18 protein-coding genes and 2 tRNA genes are annotated in these 16,454 nt (G+C 53.7%); 8 read left to right on the forward strand and 12 right to left on the reverse strand.

Annotated elements, in window-relative coordinates:
- The first annotated feature begins 320 nt into the window (after nt 1-320).
- The 4 genes from RHJ02_RS11005 to RHJ02_RS11020 all read left to right on the forward strand — a co-directional run bounded on the left by RHJ02_RS11005 (nt 321) and on the right by RHJ02_RS11020 (nt 2,399).
- Nucleotides 321-1,331 carry a sulfate/molybdate ABC transporter ATP-binding protein gene (locus RHJ02_RS11005; protein WP_206200194.1) on the forward strand — a complete coding sequence of 337 codons (1,011 nt, stop codon included), beginning with the start codon at nt 321-323 and terminating at the stop codon, nt 1,329-1,331.
- A gap of 70 nt (nt 1,332-1,401) precedes the next feature.
- A tRNA-Gln gene (locus RHJ02_RS11010) sits at nt 1,402-1,473 on the forward strand.
- A 17-nt stretch (nt 1,474-1,490) separates the two neighbouring features.
- Nucleotides 1,491-2,273 carry an HAD family hydrolase gene (locus tag RHJ02_RS11015; protein WP_206200195.1) on the forward strand — a complete coding sequence of 261 codons (783 nt, stop codon included), beginning with the start codon at nt 1,491-1,493 and terminating at the stop codon, nt 2,271-2,273.
- Nucleotides 2,274-2,327: 54 nt separating this feature from the next.
- Nucleotides 2,328-2,399, forward strand: a tRNA-Lys gene (locus RHJ02_RS11020).
- A 6-nt stretch (nt 2,400-2,405) separates the two neighbouring features.
- Here the strand turns inward: RHJ02_RS11020 and RHJ02_RS11025 are convergent.
- The 5 genes from RHJ02_RS11025 to RHJ02_RS11045 form a co-directional block, all read right to left on the reverse strand.
- On the reverse strand, nt 2,406-3,251 hold the full coding sequence (locus RHJ02_RS11025; protein WP_206200196.1) for a PspA/IM30 family protein: 846 nt from the start codon (nt 3,249-3,251) through the stop codon (nt 2,406-2,408).
- A gap of 51 nt (nt 3,252-3,302) precedes the next feature.
- The gene (gene fabI, locus RHJ02_RS11030; protein ID WP_206200197.1) at nt 3,303-4,082 is read right to left on the reverse strand and encodes an enoyl-ACP reductase FabI; all 780 of its coding nucleotides are present in this window, start codon (nt 4,080-4,082) and stop codon (nt 3,303-3,305) included.
- A 57-nt stretch (nt 4,083-4,139) separates the two neighbouring features.
- Nucleotides 4,140-5,165 carry an aromatic ring-hydroxylating dioxygenase subunit alpha gene (locus RHJ02_RS11035; RefSeq protein ID WP_310822122.1) on the reverse strand — a complete coding sequence of 342 codons (1,026 nt, stop codon included), beginning with the start codon at nt 5,163-5,165 and terminating at the stop codon, nt 4,140-4,142.
- Between the two features lie 87 nt (nt 5,166-5,252).
- Nucleotides 5,253-6,260: a photosynthesis system II assembly factor Ycf48 gene (locus RHJ02_RS11040; protein WP_255521456.1), complete on the reverse strand. Its 1,008-nt coding sequence runs from the start codon at nt 6,258-6,260 to the stop codon at nt 5,253-5,255.
- A 25-nt stretch (nt 6,261-6,285) separates the two neighbouring features.
- Nucleotides 6,286-6,621: a rubredoxin gene (locus tag RHJ02_RS11045; protein ID WP_149819429.1), complete on the reverse strand. Its 336-nt coding sequence runs from the start codon at nt 6,619-6,621 to the stop codon at nt 6,286-6,288.
- Between the two features lie 346 nt (nt 6,622-6,967).
- Between RHJ02_RS11045 and sfsA the strand changes: the two genes are divergently transcribed.
- Entirely contained in the window at nt 6,968-7,693 is a 726-nt protein-coding gene (gene sfsA, locus RHJ02_RS11050) for a DNA/RNA nuclease SfsA (RefSeq protein ID WP_206200200.1), read from the forward strand.
- Here the strand turns inward: sfsA and RHJ02_RS11055 are convergent.
- Both RHJ02_RS11055 and RHJ02_RS11060 read right to left on the reverse strand, forming a co-directional pair.
- Nucleotides 7,690-8,043 (reverse strand): VOC family protein, encoded by a 354-nt coding sequence (locus RHJ02_RS11055; RefSeq protein ID WP_206200201.1) that lies wholly within the window; start codon nt 8,041-8,043, stop codon nt 7,690-7,692. The two genes, sfsA and RHJ02_RS11055, sit on opposite strands and share 4 nt — an antisense overlap.
- Entirely contained in the window at nt 8,043-8,579 is a 537-nt protein-coding gene (locus RHJ02_RS11060) for a phycobiliprotein lyase (RefSeq protein WP_206200202.1), read from the reverse strand. Before RHJ02_RS11060 ends, RHJ02_RS11055 begins: the two co-directional genes overlap by 1 nt.
- A gap of 184 nt (nt 8,580-8,763) precedes the next feature.
- On the opposite strand from RHJ02_RS11060, the gene RHJ02_RS11065 reads away from it, so the two are divergent.
- From RHJ02_RS11065 to RHJ02_RS11075, 3 genes are read left to right on the forward strand one after another with little or no spacing between them, the layout of a single operon-like run.
- The gene (locus RHJ02_RS11065; protein ID WP_286625093.1) at nt 8,764-9,087 is read left to right on the forward strand and encodes a DUF2605 domain-containing protein; all 324 of its coding nucleotides are present in this window, start codon (nt 8,764-8,766) and stop codon (nt 9,085-9,087) included.
- Between the two features lie 36 nt (nt 9,088-9,123).
- Nucleotides 9,124-9,405 (forward strand): DUF2973 domain-containing protein, encoded by a 282-nt coding sequence (locus RHJ02_RS11070; protein WP_149819439.1) that lies wholly within the window; start codon nt 9,124-9,126, stop codon nt 9,403-9,405.
- Nucleotides 9,344-10,582: a GTPase gene (locus RHJ02_RS11075; protein ID WP_310822124.1), complete on the forward strand. Its 1,239-nt coding sequence runs from the start codon at nt 9,344-9,346 to the stop codon at nt 10,580-10,582. The genes RHJ02_RS11070 and RHJ02_RS11075 overlap by 62 nt, the downstream gene beginning before the upstream one ends.
- Here the strand turns inward: RHJ02_RS11075 and RHJ02_RS11080 are convergent.
- The 5 genes from RHJ02_RS11080 to RHJ02_RS11100 form a co-directional block, all read right to left on the reverse strand.
- Nucleotides 10,579-12,855, reverse strand: a complete 2,277-nt coding sequence (locus RHJ02_RS11080; protein ID WP_310800220.1) for a ComEC/Rec2 family competence protein — start codon at nt 12,853-12,855, stop codon at nt 10,579-10,581. The genes RHJ02_RS11075 and RHJ02_RS11080 overlap by 4 nt on opposite strands.
- Before the next feature lie 110 nt (nt 12,856-12,965).
- Entirely contained in the window at nt 12,966-13,256 is a 291-nt protein-coding gene (locus tag RHJ02_RS11085; RefSeq protein ID WP_206200206.1) for a DUF1816 domain-containing protein, read from the reverse strand.
- 180 nt (nt 13,257-13,436) lie between these two features.
- Entirely contained in the window at nt 13,437-14,117 is a 681-nt protein-coding gene (gene rsmG, locus RHJ02_RS11090; RefSeq protein ID WP_310800221.1) for a 16S rRNA (guanine(527)-N(7))-methyltransferase RsmG, read from the reverse strand.
- A complete protein-coding gene (locus RHJ02_RS11095; protein ID WP_206200207.1) occupies nt 14,104-14,412 on the reverse strand; it encodes a hypothetical protein in 309 nt (102 codons plus the stop codon). The genes rsmG and RHJ02_RS11095 overlap by 14 nt, the downstream gene beginning before the upstream one ends.
- A gap of 162 nt (nt 14,413-14,574) precedes the next feature.
- Nucleotides 14,575-16,329, reverse strand: coding sequence for an iron uptake porin (locus tag RHJ02_RS11100; RefSeq protein WP_310800222.1), 1,755 nt, complete (start codon nt 16,327-16,329; stop codon nt 14,575-14,577).
- Nucleotides 16,330-16,454 lie beyond the last annotated feature (125 nt).

Below are 16,454 nucleotides of genomic sequence, written 5' to 3' on the forward strand. Positions count from 1 at the left end.
AGAGAGCCATGGGGAGGAAACGGTGGTGTCTATCGATGAGAGGGGGTATGCAGGGTCAAACAGTTCGATTGATGAGGTGATTCGCAAGTATTGTGCTGGATAATGTCTCATTCTTTATTGGAATAGCTATATGTTTTGAGCCTCAAGGGCAATCCACGGCACCTGTATTCTACTCAGTCTTGACGGTGGGGTAGAGCGGTTGGCACAGGTGGTGCGTTGCCATGCCATTGTCTGAGTATGCGTTTGCCCTGTGGGCAAAGACACAGGGCTTCAAAACTACGGTAATCTTATAGAGAAACTAGAGTATTGCTGGCAGTGCTATGGGCATCACTATTGAAAACGTTTCTAAGTCCTTTGGCTCCTTTCAAGCGGTCAAGCAGGTGGATTTGGATATTGCCAGTGGCTCTTTGGTGGCGCTGTTGGGGCCTTCGGGTTCTGGCAAATCAACCTTACTGCGGCTGATTGCGGGTTTAGAGATGCCCGACACTGGCCGGATTCTGCTCACGGGCAAGGACGCCACCTATCAAAGTGTCCAAGAGCGTAATATTGGCTTCGTCTTTCAGCACTATGCCCTTTTTAAGCACATGACTGTGCGCCAAAATATCGCCTTTGGCCTAGAGCTGCGCAAGGTGCCCCGTGCCAAGATCAAAGCTCGGGTTGAGGAGTTGCTCGAGTTGGTGCAGTTGGCTGGCTTGGGCGATCGCTACCCCTCTCAGCTCTCTGGCGGACAACGCCAGCGGGTGGCTCTTGCCCGTGCCCTTGCCGTAGAACCCAAGGTGCTATTGCTGGATGAACCCTTTGGTGCCCTCGATGCCAAGGTACGTAAGGAACTGCGAGCATGGCTACGCCACCTCCACGATGATGTCCATGTGACAACGGTCTTCGTGACCCATGACCAAGAGGAAGCCATGGAAGTGGCCGATCAAATCGTGGTCATGAACAAAGGTCAAGTGGAGCAGGTGGGTACCCCCGCGGAAATTTACGACCATCCCGCTAGCCCCTTTGTGATGAGCTTTATTGGCCCTGTGAACGTCGTGCGCTCCCGTGTTTTTCAGCCCACCGAAGACACAGCCCCCCACTGCGATATTTTTCTGCGCCCGCGCGACATCATTATTGAGACAAGTCCCAATGGTAACACCGTCCCAGCTCGCATTCACCGCATCATTCACTTGGGTTGGGAAATTCAGGTGGAACTGCGCCTAGACGATGGGCAGGAATTGATGGCACACCTATCGCGAGAGCGATTTGACGAGCTGCGCCTTGAACCCCAACAGCAGGTCTTTATTAAGCCACGGGAGGCAAAGTCCTTTCCCCTGTATTACAGCATTTAGGCACGAAAAAAAATCAGTCCATCCCTTGAACAAACCAAGCCAAACTTGCTATGCTAACAAAGCAACGCAATGGGGTGTCGCCAAGCGGTAAGGCAGCGGGTTTTGGTCCCGCCATTCGGGGGTTCGAATCCTCCCGCCCCAGTTAGGTTTTAGACAGCAATGTCACAAATATTACCCTCATTACTGGCCTTAGATTTTGATGGCGTCCTCTGCAATGGCCTGCGGGAATATTTTCAAACCAGTTGGCAGGTGTATCAGCAGGTGTGGCCTGAGCAGCCCCTTGCGCTTTCCCTAGAGGAACTAGAAAGGCAATTTGGTCAATTGCGCCCTGTGATTACGGTGGGTTGGGAAATGCCACTCCTGTTGCGAGCAATTGTTGAAGGCACCTCTACTCAAGAGATTCTCCAAAACTGGCCAAAGGTGCGCGATCGCCTACTTGCTACCTACCATCTCACTGCCACCGATTTGGGAGAACGAGTGGACGGCCTGCGCGATCGCTGGATTGCAACGGACTGGCAAAGCTGGCTAGCACTCCATGACTTTTATGACGGTGTCATAGCCGCTTTACAACGCTGGCAAGCCCAAGGTCAACCCCTCGCCATTGTCACCACCAAGGAGCAGCGCTTTGTTACCTATTTGCTGGAGCAAGCGGGCATTTCCTTTCCCCCAGCGGCGATCTATGGCAAAGAGCAACGGCAGCCAAAGCCTGTGATTCTTGAGGTGCTGCAGTCAACCTATGGCGCTCCCCTGTGGTTTGTTGAGGATCGCCTTGGGGCACTGTTACAGGTTGCGGCTACACCGGCGCTAGGGGAAACAGAACTCTTCTTGGCGACATGGGGCTATACCACTGCTGGCGATCGCGCCCAAGCCGAGGCACAACCGCGCATCCATCTCCTCAGCCGAGAACAATTTTGTGAATTTCCCCACTGGCTTTGCCCCTAACCCCTTGTCTTTCAAGGTGGTTTTCTCTATACTGGAAAAGCTGCGAAACAGCGTGGGTCGCTAGCTCAGCGGTAGAGCACTCGGCTTTTAACCGATTGGTCTTGGGTTCGAATCCCAGGCGACCCATTTGAGTTAACTATCCAGTAGGCGGCGGAGTTCTGCCATATCGTCATCAATAGATTTACTTTGAGAGGATGCACTGGGGCGTGGCGCGTCCTGCACTTCGGGGGTAGAGACGTTGATATTAATATTTAACTGACTGCTGCCACTGGAGGTCTGGGGGAGTGTCCCCGCAGAGGGGGCATCGGGCAATAAGCCCATTTGCCGCTTCATTTCTAGCAGTTCAAATTCCACATCTTGTTTGTTGGCGCTGCTTTGGAGCGCTTGGAATTTACTTTCGAGAGTATCGCCACTCAGTTCAGCGATCGCTTGGGAGCGGGCTTCCATTTGCAGGACTTTATCTTCCATACGCTCAAATGCCGCCATCGCATTGGAGGTACCCACCTTGCTGACCGCTTGATGAATCTGCTCAGAGGCTTTGGCTGCCCGGACACGCGCTTTGAGCATTTCCTTCTTCGTTTTCGCCTCAGAAATTTTGCTTTCAAGGGCGGTCAAGTTGTCCTTAAGGGTTTTTACTTGGACTGCCATTTGATCCACTTGGGCTTTAAGGGCGGCAGCGGTATCTGCAGCAGTTTTCTTACGGTTCAAGGCTTCCAACGCGAGGGCTTCATCTCCTCTACTGAGGGCAAGACGTGCCCGCTCTTCCCACTGTTGGGAATCCTTAAGATTTTGGGCGTACTGCTGCTCTAGTCGTTTCTGAGCAGCAATGGCTTGAGCAACGGCTTGGCGCAACTTCACCAAGTCCTCGTTCATGTCAATAATTGTTTGCTCAAGGATTTTTTCTGGATCTTCAGCAGCACTGACAATGGCATTGAGATTAGAGCGAATCACCATGCCGACACGATCAAGTAAACCCATGCTTTGCCTCGTCAATAACTCGCTGACTCTACTCTAGCGCATGGCTTTTATTTACATGCCCATGATGCAGTAACCGGCGTCCACATAAAGAATTTGACCAGTGATGCCACTGGCTAGATCGCTGGCAAGAAAGGCTGCTGTGTTGCCCACCTCTGTTTGGGTCACCGTGCGCCGCAACGGAGCTGTGGCTTCCACATGGTGAATCATGTCGAGAATGCCCCCCACTGCTGAGGAAGCCAAGGTGCGAATTGGACCAGCGGAGATACCATTGACACGGATCTTCTGAGGCCCCAATTCTGCCGCGAGGTAGCGCACATTCATTTCTAGGGCTGCCTTGGCAATCCCCATGACATTGTAGTTCGGCACAACCCGTACACCCCCCAAATAAGTCAGGGTAATGATTGACCCGCCGTTGGTCATCAATGGTTTAGCGGCACGGCTGAGAGAGATCAGGGAGTAGGCACTGATGTCGAGAGCGAGATTAAAGCCTTCAAGGGAGACGGCGGAAAAGTCACCACTGAGATCTTCTTTTTGGGCAAAGGCCAAGCAATGAATCAAAATATCTAAGCCACCCCATGTGGATTGAATCGCCGCAAAGGTCTCGTCAATTTGTTGAGGTTGCTGCACATCTAGCGGCAGGAGCAACTTGGGGGCAAGGGGGGCTGTCAGTTCCTCGACCTTTTGCTTCAGCTTTCCCCGCTCGTCGGGAAGATACGTCACTGCCAGTTCAGCACCTGCTGCATGGAGCTGTTGGGCAATCCCCCAAGCAATGGAGCGATTATTGGCAATGCCGGTCACAAGGGCGCGTTTTCCCGATAGGTCTAGGAGCATAGGTACAGCCAGTGTGAAGGATCTAACCCTCTGATCGTACCAGAGGGGCTGCTGCCTTTAGCGCCAGCGTAGGACTTGGGTTTTCAAGGGGTTGACAAATTCCCGTCCCTCTTGGGTGGCTTTCTCGTACTCCCGCTTAAGCTGGTAATACCATTTAGCTTGGTAATCGGCCTCCTTGATAAGCGTCAACGGTGGCTTGTACTTTAGGCCTTCGCTTTGCTTGGCCACAATGCGCAAATCTTGGTTGAGAAATTCCCGCGCTAAGGGAGCCAGTAAGGGTTTCAGGGGGGCGAGCCATGGAAAGGTCCAGTAGTAGGTGGCGGTGAGTTCAGTCTCCTGATCGTTAATGGGGGTAAGGGTAATCAGAAAGCAAAAGGTGTGGCGATCGCTATAGTTGGTTTCGATGCGAATCCCCGGCAGCCGATAGATAATTTCCACCTCCGGGTGGCCGCCCAGAATATGGTGTGCCCACGACTTGCGCAGGAGGGGATGCCGCCGCATGGTAAAGCCATAGGGCGACGGATCAAAGGTTTTTGCCTTCTCAAAGAGCTTGCCCCGCTTACGCCACCACCACGCCCCATGGACAAAGGGCGCATGGGAGGGATCCATAAAGTTAATAAACACCTGATCCAAATGTCCCGGAAAGATGAATTTTTGCACCGCTTGAGGTTGGGTCTCAGCGCTAAATCCGGGAACCAGCGGCACCTCGAGGGTCGGTTCACTGACATCACGCTCATTGGCTGGGAAAAAAATCCAGAGATTACCCTGCACCTCGCGCACCGGATAGCTCAACACACCAAAGTGCTTGAGATCCACATCGCTATCACTGGTCAGGGAGGGAATCAGTGTACAGTGGCCATGGGCATTGAAGCGCCAGCCGTGGTAGGGGCACTCCACCTCTTCCCCATCAAAGTGACCATAGTGCAGGGGAATGCCACGGTGAGGGCAGAGATTGCGCAGCGCAAAGGGCTTGCCTGAAGTGGTACGGCAGAAGAGAATAGGCTCCCCTAAAAGCACCTTGGCTTGGCAGCGACCCGGCTTGAGGTCAGCGGCTGGCAGGCCATAGTACCAGATATTGCGCAAGAAACTACTACCCTCATGGAGGGAGAATGAAGTGCTGCTGGAGTTCATAACCAGACTTTACCAGATGCTCGGCAGTTATTTTCTACGTTACGCCGAAGCAGCCGTCAAGTCAGTCACATACCGCAGCAAGATCCCCTTCTGGCCAATAATGAACCCTTGATCAGGACTAAAGAAAAGAATTTTATAAAAGTTGGAGGGGACTTTTTTCACGTCCACATCCTGCTGCCACGTTTGGCCACCATCTTGGCTACAGAGCAGCACGCCGGCACCCCCTGCTAGCCATACTTCATTGGGTGTGCGATAGGCCAGATCAAGGAAGCCAACACTATTGCGACGCAGGGGACTCAGCAGTTCTCCCCAGTTTTCGGAATTGTCTGGATCAGAGAAGGCAATTTTACCGCCATTGACAATCATCCAGAGCCGACCATCCGGAGTAAAGCCCATATTGTGGACACGGCGCGAGGTCGTGCGGTTGTGGGGTTGCCAAGCGGTTTGTCCCGGCTGCCACGTGGAATAAAAGCTCCCCCGCGAGGAGACAGCCACATACTCACCAGAGGGCGAACGGTTGAGGTTGCGCATGACCCCAATGGCTTCTTGGACTAATGCTTGCCAGTTTTTGCCGCTGTCTTTGGTACGGTAAATGGCGCCTACATCGGTCATCATTTCCGCAGCGCCGCTGCCAAGGGCTTTCACGAAGCGAGGCGCACCCGGTAGTTTAGGATCGAGGGGAATTTGGTTCCAAGATTGGCCGCCATCGGTCGTGTGCAGCATAATCGGTGGCTCACCGACAATCCAACCCTCGTTCCCTTGGAAGCTAACGCTGTTGAAGCGATAGTCGGGATTATCTAACACCAGCGTACGGGGTTCCCACGTTTGGCCACCGTCGCGAGTTTCCATTAGTGTGGCATTGGCACCCACCAACCAACCGTGATTACGGTCAATAAAGCTCATATCGAGAATGGTTGAAGTGGTTGGTAGTTGGATGGCTTCCCAAGGGTTGTAGTCCAAGGCGGGGATGGCAAGGGCAGAGGTACTCAGGCTCACCCAGATACAAACGGTCACCAGTAGCCAATGCAGGAACTTGATTCCTTTCATTTTTTGCCAATAACTGTCAATTTGTTTAGCGAACATTATAGAAACTCAGTAGAAAAAGAACGGCAAGGGCAAGACCACCAAAAATGAGGATATTTTTTTGGCCGGGGGTGAGGCGATTCACACCCAAGCCGTAGTTCAGATTTTCCTTGAAGCCTGAGGGGGATCCCACAGGTCCAATGTTGCTAAATTGCTTTTTCGGAGCACTGCACACTGGACACCGCCAGTTCACGGGGAGATCAGCAAAGGCTGTCCCCGGCGGAATCGAGCGATTCTCGTCTCCCTTTGAGGGTTCATAGATGTAGCCGCAGGCACGGCACTCAAACCGATCTAAGGGCGCAACATCAGGGGTTTCGGCGGTCATACCTCAGAAATTTTTAAGATTTGCGACATACATCTTAATACTACGGGATTTAGGGGCGTTTCTTGTGATGAGGACAGGGGAGTTTTCAGGACAATACTGCGAAACTCTAAGACATGTAACGAAAGATCAGACCTTGGTAACATAAATATAAAGAAAAGATTAGGAAAGCTAGCCCTGCCAAGAAGTGATGCCATGATCAGGGTATTCAATTGAGGTCAGCCCATATAGACCTTAACCTTAAATCTCCTTTAATATTCCGTAGAATGCTGGCTTCCATATCACCAAGGGGGGCTGGCATTTTACTTTTGGGGATAAAATAGAGGCTTGCGCTTTCTATGGGTCGCCTGTGACTCCCACATTGTGTTGGCATTATCCACCGCTCCAAGCAGGAATTCTCTGTCGGCGCTATCAGCGATTTTTTGCGGAGATTGAGTTGACCTCTGGCGATCGCATCACAGCCCACTGCCCGAATACAGGGCCGATGACAGGAATCTGCCAAGTGGGTGCCCCCGTTCAAGTCTCCTACCATGCAGATCCCAAGCGCAAGCTGGCCTATACGTGGGAAATGATTTTCGTTGATGGCACGTGGGTGGGGGTAAATACGAGTTTGCCCAATCGGGTGATTGCTTCGGCATTGGCGGCAGGCATCCTACCGGAACTAGCTGGGTATGGCACTCAGCAGCGAGAGGTGGCCTATGGTCAAGAGCGCAGCCGCATTGACTTTTACTTGGCGGATCATCCCCAACAGCCCCCTGCCTATGTTGAGGTGAAAAATACCACTTGGGCGCAAGGGGGGTTAGCCCTGTTTCCTGATACGGTGACCATGCGAGGTCAAAAGCATCTGCGGGAACTGCAATGGCTACGGCAAACCCAACCTGACACTCGTGTGTGTATGGTCTACTTTATTAATCGCGGTGATTGCGATCGCTTTGCGCCGGGAGACAGTGCCGATCCCACCTATGGACAACTCTTACGCGCCGCCTACAACCAAGGGGTGGAAATTTTGCCCTATCGTTTTGCCATTGAGCCAACGGGCATTCAGTTTTTGGGAACGGCCAAGCTGGTACTCTAGGACACTTGACTGAGTTCAATCAGATTGCCATCAGGATCTGCGACAAAGATTGCGGCTCGTCCTGAGGCACTGCGCTGCAAGGGAATTTGGGCTGCCACTAGGCGTTGTTCGAGACTGGCTAAATCAGTTATGCCAAGGGCAAAGTGGGGGTTACGTCCCCACCGCTGATCTTGACAGCGATCGACCACCTGCTCTGCTGGGATGAGATGAATTTGCACCGTACCGATTTGATACCAGCGGCCGGGGAATTTCAGGGGGCGATCGACGGGGGTAAGACCTAGCAACCCTTCATAGAAGGCCGCAGCTCGCTGCAAATCCGTGACGTTAATAGCAACGTGGAGAAAGACCATCAGGAATTGGCGGGTTGCGTCACCCCTAGGCGGATTTCTGAGCAAAAGGAGGCCATGCTAAAGCCACCGAAGCGCTTGAGAATACTGGTGCGCAGGCGTAAATTGGGACTGGCAAACCAGAGTCGCTCCTCAGAGTACATGGTTTCGTATTCGGTAATCAGTGTCAGAGCACCATCACTGCCCATACTAAAGCGACCGGCCACAGGAGCTTTTTCGGCATAGCCCATTTCCCGCAGGAGCTTGCCTTCCATCCGTGACCCCTGATCCATGATCGGCACCAATACCGTCGAGCCTTCGTGCTTTTCGGTATCCCATTCCATCGTGCCGTCCCAACTGACCCGTGCACCGCACACTGCCCAAGCCGGATCCATGTCATATTGCTGACACAGGGCAATGACCGCAGGATCATCCACAGACAGTAATTCAATGGTTAACTGAGACTTGCCTGACTCAGTTTGCTTAAAGGCCAAGTGATGACTGGTACGTTGGGAAAACCAGCGGCCAGCACTTTGGGCAAAAAAGTCGCGGATGTCCATACCTGCGCACACTATGTAATGGGGACAAGATCAGTATTTTTGAGTCTTTTTTTAGGGTACACCGTCTCTTCGATTCCTTCCAAACGATCGCGCCGAGGAAAGATGCAGTCAAAGATTAACAATGTAACAATATGTAAACGAGTTTAAGATTTAAGATAGAAGTAGGTCGCCCTCATCAATCTCTATGCTGCACTCAAATTTACCTGAACCTCAACTGCTTAAGGTCTTGCTGGAGCCGCTACTCGAAGATTTTCAGTACTGGTTCACGCGATCGCGATCGCTCTTGCAGACAGAAGTGATTCCCTTCTTGAACGTGGCGGAACAGCAGGCACTCCTTGAACGGGTGGAGACGGCTCTCAACGATGTGATTGCTACCCAAAGCCTCTTTCGGGCAACGGACGGCCAAGTGGGGGTTGATACACAGGTACTGATGCAGTGGCATACGCTCTTGATGGAGTGCTGGCAGGTTGCCCACCACTATCGCTTATCCAAATCTTGTGACGCTTAAACCATTCTCGGCGCTTGGCTTGGAGGTGCTCTCTTCATGTTGCAGTTGATCTATATTGTTGCCTTTACGGTCTTGGCACTACTGGCCATGGCTAATCTGATTCGCAGTTTGTTGACCCTCGGCATTGAATCACAACGCCAATTTTCACCGCCACGGGTGACCCATCCCGAACTGTTAGATAGCGATGGCCATGTGATTGATGAGCCCCTGTTGGTGATGCGCTCTCTCAGTGTGGAGGATGCCCGTGCCCAACTGGATGCGATCTACCGCGAATCCCCCAGCTACGGTGACGACGCCCGTGGAGAAACCCAAGCCTAAATTCTTAGGCTCCTATGGGCAGTTCCTGAGTCGCTGGTTTCAGGTGGATGCAACGGCGCTGGCGGAGGTCTTGGCTAGGGCACGGCAGGAGTTACCGGCGACGGAGGTCTTGCTGATTGGCAAACCTCAATCGGGGAAAAGTTCGATTGTGCGGGCAATGACGGGTGCCGATGCCAGTATTGTCGGGGCGGGGTTTCGTCCCCATACGCGGCAAACACAGCGCTATGACTATCCCACAGCTGAACTGCCACTGCTCACCTTCACGGATACAGTGGGCTTGGGGGAAACGCCAGCGCAAACGGCTGAGGTGGTGGCGGAATTGGATCACCTGTTGCAGCAAAGTCAACGGGCACGAGTGATTATTTTGACGGTCAAGGTAACGGATTTTGCGGGCGATCGCCTGCACCAAGTGGCAAAGGCACTGAAGAAGGCTCATCCAGAGATTCCCTTTATTTTGGCCATTACCTGTCTGCACGAGCTGTATCCTCCCCAGCAAGAAAACCATCCCCCCTACCCGCCAGACACTCCTGAGGTTAACTTGGCGATCGCCGGCCTGAAGGAACGCTTTGCTGACATTAGCGATCGCGTCATTCCCCTTGACTTTACGTTGGAAGAAGACGGCTACACCCCTGTTTTTTATGGCTTTGAGGCCCTTGCTACAACCCTAGAGGCAGTGCTGCCCAAAGCAGAAGCCCAACTGCTCCGCGAGCTGATCGCCCAATCCCATCTCAGTGATCAACTAGCTCCCCTCTATCGTCAGGTGGGGCGGCGCTACATTGCCCCCTTTGCAGTGATGGCGGGAACCTTGGCGGCAGTGCCTTTGCCCTTTGCCACGATGCCAGTCCTTGTGGGGGTGCAGGTGGTGATGGTGGTGCTGCTGGGGCAATTGTACGGTCAGACCCTTTCGCCTTCCCAAGCCGCGGGCATCTTAACCACAATTGGTGGCGGATTTGTGGCGCGGTTGGTGGGGCAACAGTTGATTAAATTTATTCCAGGTTTGGGATCGGTGCTCTCTGCCTCTTGGGCGGCGGCCTATACTTGGGCCTTGGGGGAAGCCGCCTGTGTCTATTTTGGCGACGTGATGGGGGGCAAAACTCCCGATCCGCAGCGCATTCAGCAGGTACTCCAAGAAACATTGGCAACCGCACATTTACGCTTGCGCCAAAGCGAGTCCTAAATCAAGCCATCATTTTGAGGGGCATTGGCCTTCAGGGAGCCATCGGCCTGCCAGCGCACTTCCCGGGCTTCTCCGACCACAAAATAGGGAATTTGTTTCTGCTTCAGGTAGGTGGCGATCGCCGGATCAAGGGCATTGCGACTGAGAATGACACTGCGTGGCTTGACAATCTCAAAGAGGCGTGGCGTCAATTTTCGCCCCCACCACCAGAGAACCTGCGGTGGCTCCACGGGCGTCACGGCCAGCCAATCGGTTTGCGCGGCATCGCGACTGGGATCACTGACAAAGAGCCACTGACTGTTGCCCATCTCCAAGGTCAAGATAGCCGGATCCGCCCGCAGGACAGTAATTTTCACCTGACCCAGTTGAACGGGTTGCCGCAGGGGAAGCGATTGATGGGGCACCTTGAGGGTGGCCAACATTTCCCGGTAGGCAGGATCACTCTTGGCCGTTGGCACATCCGTAAACTGGCGAATTGGGGTGATCCGATGAATGTCGCGCCAGCCCTGTTGTTGACGGTACTGGCGATCGCTGGCCACCGCCCAATCAATGCGGTTAATGCCCTCTTGAGCCAAGAAAGCCGTTAGCCCTTGGGAATCCCCCCCATTGATCACCACTGTCCCCGCTGGTTGCTGAATCACCAGTGTCGGCACCTGTGTATTGGCGAGAACCGTAGCTTGAAACAGCGTGTTTTGGCGCAGAATAAAGGGCACGAGAACCAGAGTGACACCAAAGGTAAACAGCAAAAACCAGCGGCGCCGCCAGCGAGGACTCAGCCACACAAGGACAATCAGGCCATAGAGAACAACAACTTGCAGCCAACCTAAGCTGCCAAGGGCGATCGTTGCCCCCGGCCACTGGCCGATGGTTTGAATCAGCCACAGGAGGAAGGCCGTGGGATAGTAGAGGAGCCAAGCAAGCGCCGATCCCACAGGCGGAACGAGAAGGCCGACCATTGCACTGATGAAGCCGCCAACCGTCAAGAGAACCAGGGGCAGATGGGCAACGACATTAGCCAGCAGACCATACACCGGAAAAATACCGAAGATTGCCAAAGAGAGGGGCAGTACCCAAAGGGTGGCCGCGAGGGGCACCGCGACAAGGTTGCGCAGGGGTGTTGGCAACCAATCGAGGCGATCGCTAATCGGTTGAGCACTGACAATGAGACCCAATGTGGCCAGAAAACTTAACTGAAAGCCAATGTCCTCAATCCACAGGGGATTGTAGATCAGCATGGCAGTGGCGATCGCCAGCAGGATCACGAGGGGTTGCCCCTTTTGACCATTCACCAAAGCCACTAACCCCGCCAAGCCCATTAACACAGCGCGAATTGCTGAGGGGGCAAACCCACTCAAACAGGCAAAGAGCACCAAGACCCCAGCCCCCAAACCATAGCGCCACTGCTGCGGCAGGAAACGCGCCACCGCCAAGACAACTGCCAACAAAATCGCCGTATGAAACCCCGAGGTCGCCAGAGCATGGGATAGCCCCACGCGCCGAAAGCTGTCGCGCACCTCAAAGGGAATGGCCACCGCGCGGTTTCCCAGCACCATTGCCGAGACCACAGCACCATAGCGATCGCCCAACCCTTGGGCATGGACTTGAATAATCCGCTGCCGCAGTGCCCACAACCCCCAAGGTGATCCCTGATCCAAAATCGTGACCTTGTTGCCTGCTAAGCCGGCAAAGGTGTGCTGTAACTGAAGCTGTCGCCGAAAGTTAAAGGCACGAAAAAACTCACTGCCCCCCCCACGAGGTAGATAGAGCCGCCCCGAAATCTGGATCCGTTGGCTGGGATGTAGCTTTGCCCCTGCCGCTGCTGGCAGTGTCACATAGAGGCGGCCACTGGCTCTCCCTTGCAGCACCCCACTTTGGGCCGGTACTGGACTGAGATTTTGATAACGCTCCACCCCTAGGAAAAAGCGTCGTCGCCCAGCGCGATTAGGCAGTGGTGTGGTTTCAACACGCCCCTCGACGAGCACCGTTGACGGTAGGTTCAACCCCTCAAGACGCGGCACTAAACCGCTAATGTCATTCACCCCCGGCTGGGGGGTGCGCAGCCACACATAGGCCATTGCCAAAAGGGCAACGAGGGTCGCGATCGCAAAACTTTGACTCGAAGGCAGGCGCAGCCAAACCTTACCGCCCCAGCGCCGCCCGCTGTAAAGCATCCCGCCTAGAGCCAAGACCCCCAGCCAGCCCCACTGAAAGAAACTGAAAACACACCCCGTAATAAAGGCGATCGCCCAGAGAATCGCATCCGCCTTAGTCATCTTGCTGAACATAGCCCTGTTGGGGTTGGCATCCAGTGGCGCTGTTTAGGAGAAAACTGAGAGAGTGCACTGCCCTCAAAGGGAGAGTTTTAGAACCAGTTTTCAGGTGACTATGTCGTGCCGACACTAAGGGGCACCCGCGTCTTTTTTTCGACCTCAATGGTCACCTTTTCAGGGCGGCAGCGCATCACCGTCACTTCCAAGCCCTCTGCTCCTTCAGCCCTCAGGTCGTCAATGTAGCCCTGCTTCTCCCTTTCTGCTTCAGCTTGGGTCAAAAAAGGGCCAAAGTAGTAGGTGCAGGGGGGTGTTTTCGTGTCTATCTTGACCCACCATGCCAGACCGATTCCATTGACGAGATCGGCGAGCCAGTTTGTAAAACCTGTATTATTATCGCTAAACATTGACGGTCATTCCTCCGAAACTTGCCAAATTGCCCCAACCAATCAATTCAATACATCTGTTGGTTTGCTCTCTATTTGTGTATAACTGATCCCCCCCTAAATGTGTATGGCGAAAATTCCAAACCATCAATTGTCATATTTATTTACATCAAGAGTCCCCACGAGGACAAGATCACTCATTCAACCCTGACGCTGAAGGTAAACGCAGTGGCGCTGGGCATGGCTCAAGGGGGTGGTAAAGGCCTGAATCTCTAGGAGTTGACTACGGTATCGCGGCAGCAGGGTTCCTAGGGTTTGGGCATCCTCTTTGCTCCACTGACCCCGGTACAGGACTAAAATGCCCCCCAACCGTAATAGGGGCAAACCGTAGGCACAACAACGACGAAGGTTTCCCACGGCTCGCATGAGCGCCAAATCATAGCGGCGGCCATGGGTTTCCGCCCGTCCCCATTCAGGGTGAATGTTCGCTAAATCAACTGTTTGCGGTAGGGATTGCAAAAACTTGACTTTCTTTTGCGTCGCTTCAAGGAGGATCACTGACCAATCGGGGCGGGCGATCGCCACCGGTACCCCCGGAAAACCACCGCCACTGCCAATATCAATGACCTGTTGAATCTTAGTTCCCCAAGGTGTTCCCCCAGTAGGCTGAAGCCATGGCAAAATCCCCCGCAACGAATCCCAGAGGTGCTTCTCCCAGAAATCAGGGACTGCCGTAATCCGCGTCAAGTTGATCCCTTGGTTGGCTGCGAGGATTGCCCCATAGAAGCGTTGGAACTGTTCCTGCTGTTGGGGTGTGGGTTGCCACTGGAGGGTCTCCTGCCAAGGGAATGGCTCAAGCAATAACGGACTAGGACTCGCCATCACCACCACTGGGCAACTCTTTCTTTGCTGTTAGCACCTCCCACGCCGCTTTGAGTCGCTCCTCAAAATCCTTGACATGGCTAGAGACGGTATCAGCATTCGACTTCAGCTCTGCGATCGCCGTTTCAAGGGCTTTTTGTACATCTGCTGGTAGGGCTTTGATTTGAGCGGCGGCAAACCGTTGCAGAGCAGCAAGGAGAGCTTTTGCCGCTTCGGTGACCTCTTCTGGACTGACGGCTTCTGTTTCAGGTTCGGGAGTCGGGGACTCTGGTGGCGAAACTTGTTCTTCGGACATAGGGCAATGCTCCCAAGTGAGTACTCAACAACCTTAGCAATTATTTTGTGCGCCCCAGAAAAGGGCTGTACCCCTACCTTAGCAGATGCCCTTTTAGAGTGCCCTAACCCCCTAAAGATTAAAGTGAAACTCCGCCCCATTGGGCAGGGAAGATGCAAGGCGTTAGAAGCTAAATGTCGTTCGCACAACCCCCAGAAGCAGCGGCGCGTTGTTACTGTTGCTGTTGGAATTGACCACGGCAATGAGGCCAGGTGTAATTGAAATATTCCGCGAGATCGGAATACGGTACAACCCCTCGATGTGGTAGGAGTTAAAGGTTGCGCCGGGGGCACCCGGCACATTACGAACGCTAATGGTTTGTGGGGGTTGGCCGACAATCAAACCCAGAACATCGCCCTTGCGCCAGATGTCCGGTACAGCAAAGGTGGCGGCCCAGTTTAAGACTTCTGCTTCTCGCCGTGGGCCTGTGAATCCTTGTACCTGATAGACATTGGAGTAGCCGACCCAGCCTGCAATGTTGAATTTTTGAATAGGGCGATAGGTAAACTGAAAGCCAAAGTTATCGGCGGCTGCATTGGCGTTATTGCCGATGGGGTTGGCAGCAGAGCCGGGAAAAACGGGAAACCCACTGCTTCCTGTTCCGCCAGCAACACTGACACCAAAGGAGCGCACATAGGTAAATCCCATGGCGAGGTTCTTCGCAGGTCGCCAGTCGAGTTGAGCCAAGGCGGCATAGGCACCGTCGAAGAGACCATTAGTATTTGGTGTATTTCGATTTGGATTAGCTGCGTTCGGTGCCTGATAGCTCAGATTTAGGGTTAGGCCAGTGCCCCGCTCTTTATTTTCAAGGAGGGTATAGCGCAGTGTTAAGCCAGCCCCGCCACCGAAGCGATAGAGGGGGTTAAAGCGACCAAACCGGCTAATGGCTCCCGTTTCATCGGACTGCAAGAGGGGGTTAAAGGTAAAGACATTCTTGTCGAAATTGCCTGCTGATGCATCAAAGGCAAGGAACAGGCGGTTGGTTAGAGGGGTGCGGTAGTAGAGGTCGTCAATGGTGAATTGGCCGCCAGTGTTGGTGTCGTAGCTGAGCCGTGCCATGTTGGTACCGGTAACAGTTCCGTAGTTAGGCATATTGGCCGCCTGAATGCGCACCCGCAGGACATCCTTGCCATAGAAGCTGGTGTCAAAGTTCAGCCGAGCGCGGTAGGTAGCAACGGGATTGTCTTCGATGGTGGGATCACGACCGGGAGCAGGAACGGATCGGGTGCCCGTGAGGACATCGGACACATTGAAGATGACTGAAGCGCGTAGTTTAGTAGTGGTGGCAAATCGAGTCGCTTCAAGGTTGGCAACGCGACCTTCTAGATTTGTCACCCGTCCCTTGATCACCGCTAATTCGCTACTCAACTCCTCCGCCAGCCGCTGAAGTGTAGCTAGATCTTCCTTGCTGGCAAAGCGATCGCTCATCACATCGAGGCAGGCATTCAAGGCTGCAGCCATCTCAAAGCGTGTGGCGGCACGGTTGCCGCGAAAGGTGCCATCGGGATAACCGGCAATACAGCCATATTTCTCCACCAGTGAGGCCAAGGCTTGATAGGCCCAGTCCGTGGGGCGCACATCCGAGAGTTGATTCACTGAGGTTACTTGCGGCATTGTCCGCTGCATTCCCAAAGACGGCGCGGGGGCAGGGAGTCGGGGAGCTTGAGCCTCTAAGTCCGCCACTGCTGGCACTTGTGCCACTTGCAAGGGTGATTTTACTGAATGAGTCACTTGTTGCAAGTCATCATCAAGAAATCTAGAGGCACTCACATCACTCGTATGGGGTGTGTCTTGCAACTGATTCGCAGCTAATGCCGCTGACATTCCCCAAGCAGGAGCCAAAGCTAGCCCCAGCCAGACCGCGATCGATCTCGCCATTATTCACTCCTCAATCATGATCAAAGTATCTGCAAGCCTCGATTTATAGGATATTCAAGGGCAATCGGGCGATCGCCCCCAGCACTTCTGAACAGGCAACTCTCACCTGCCCCCTAGGAAAAGTT

Source organism: Thermosynechococcus sp. TG215 (assembly GCF_031583455.1).
In the GTDB taxonomy this organism is placed as follows: Bacteria; Cyanobacteriota; Cyanobacteriia; order Thermosynechococcales; family Thermosynechococcaceae; genus Thermosynechococcus.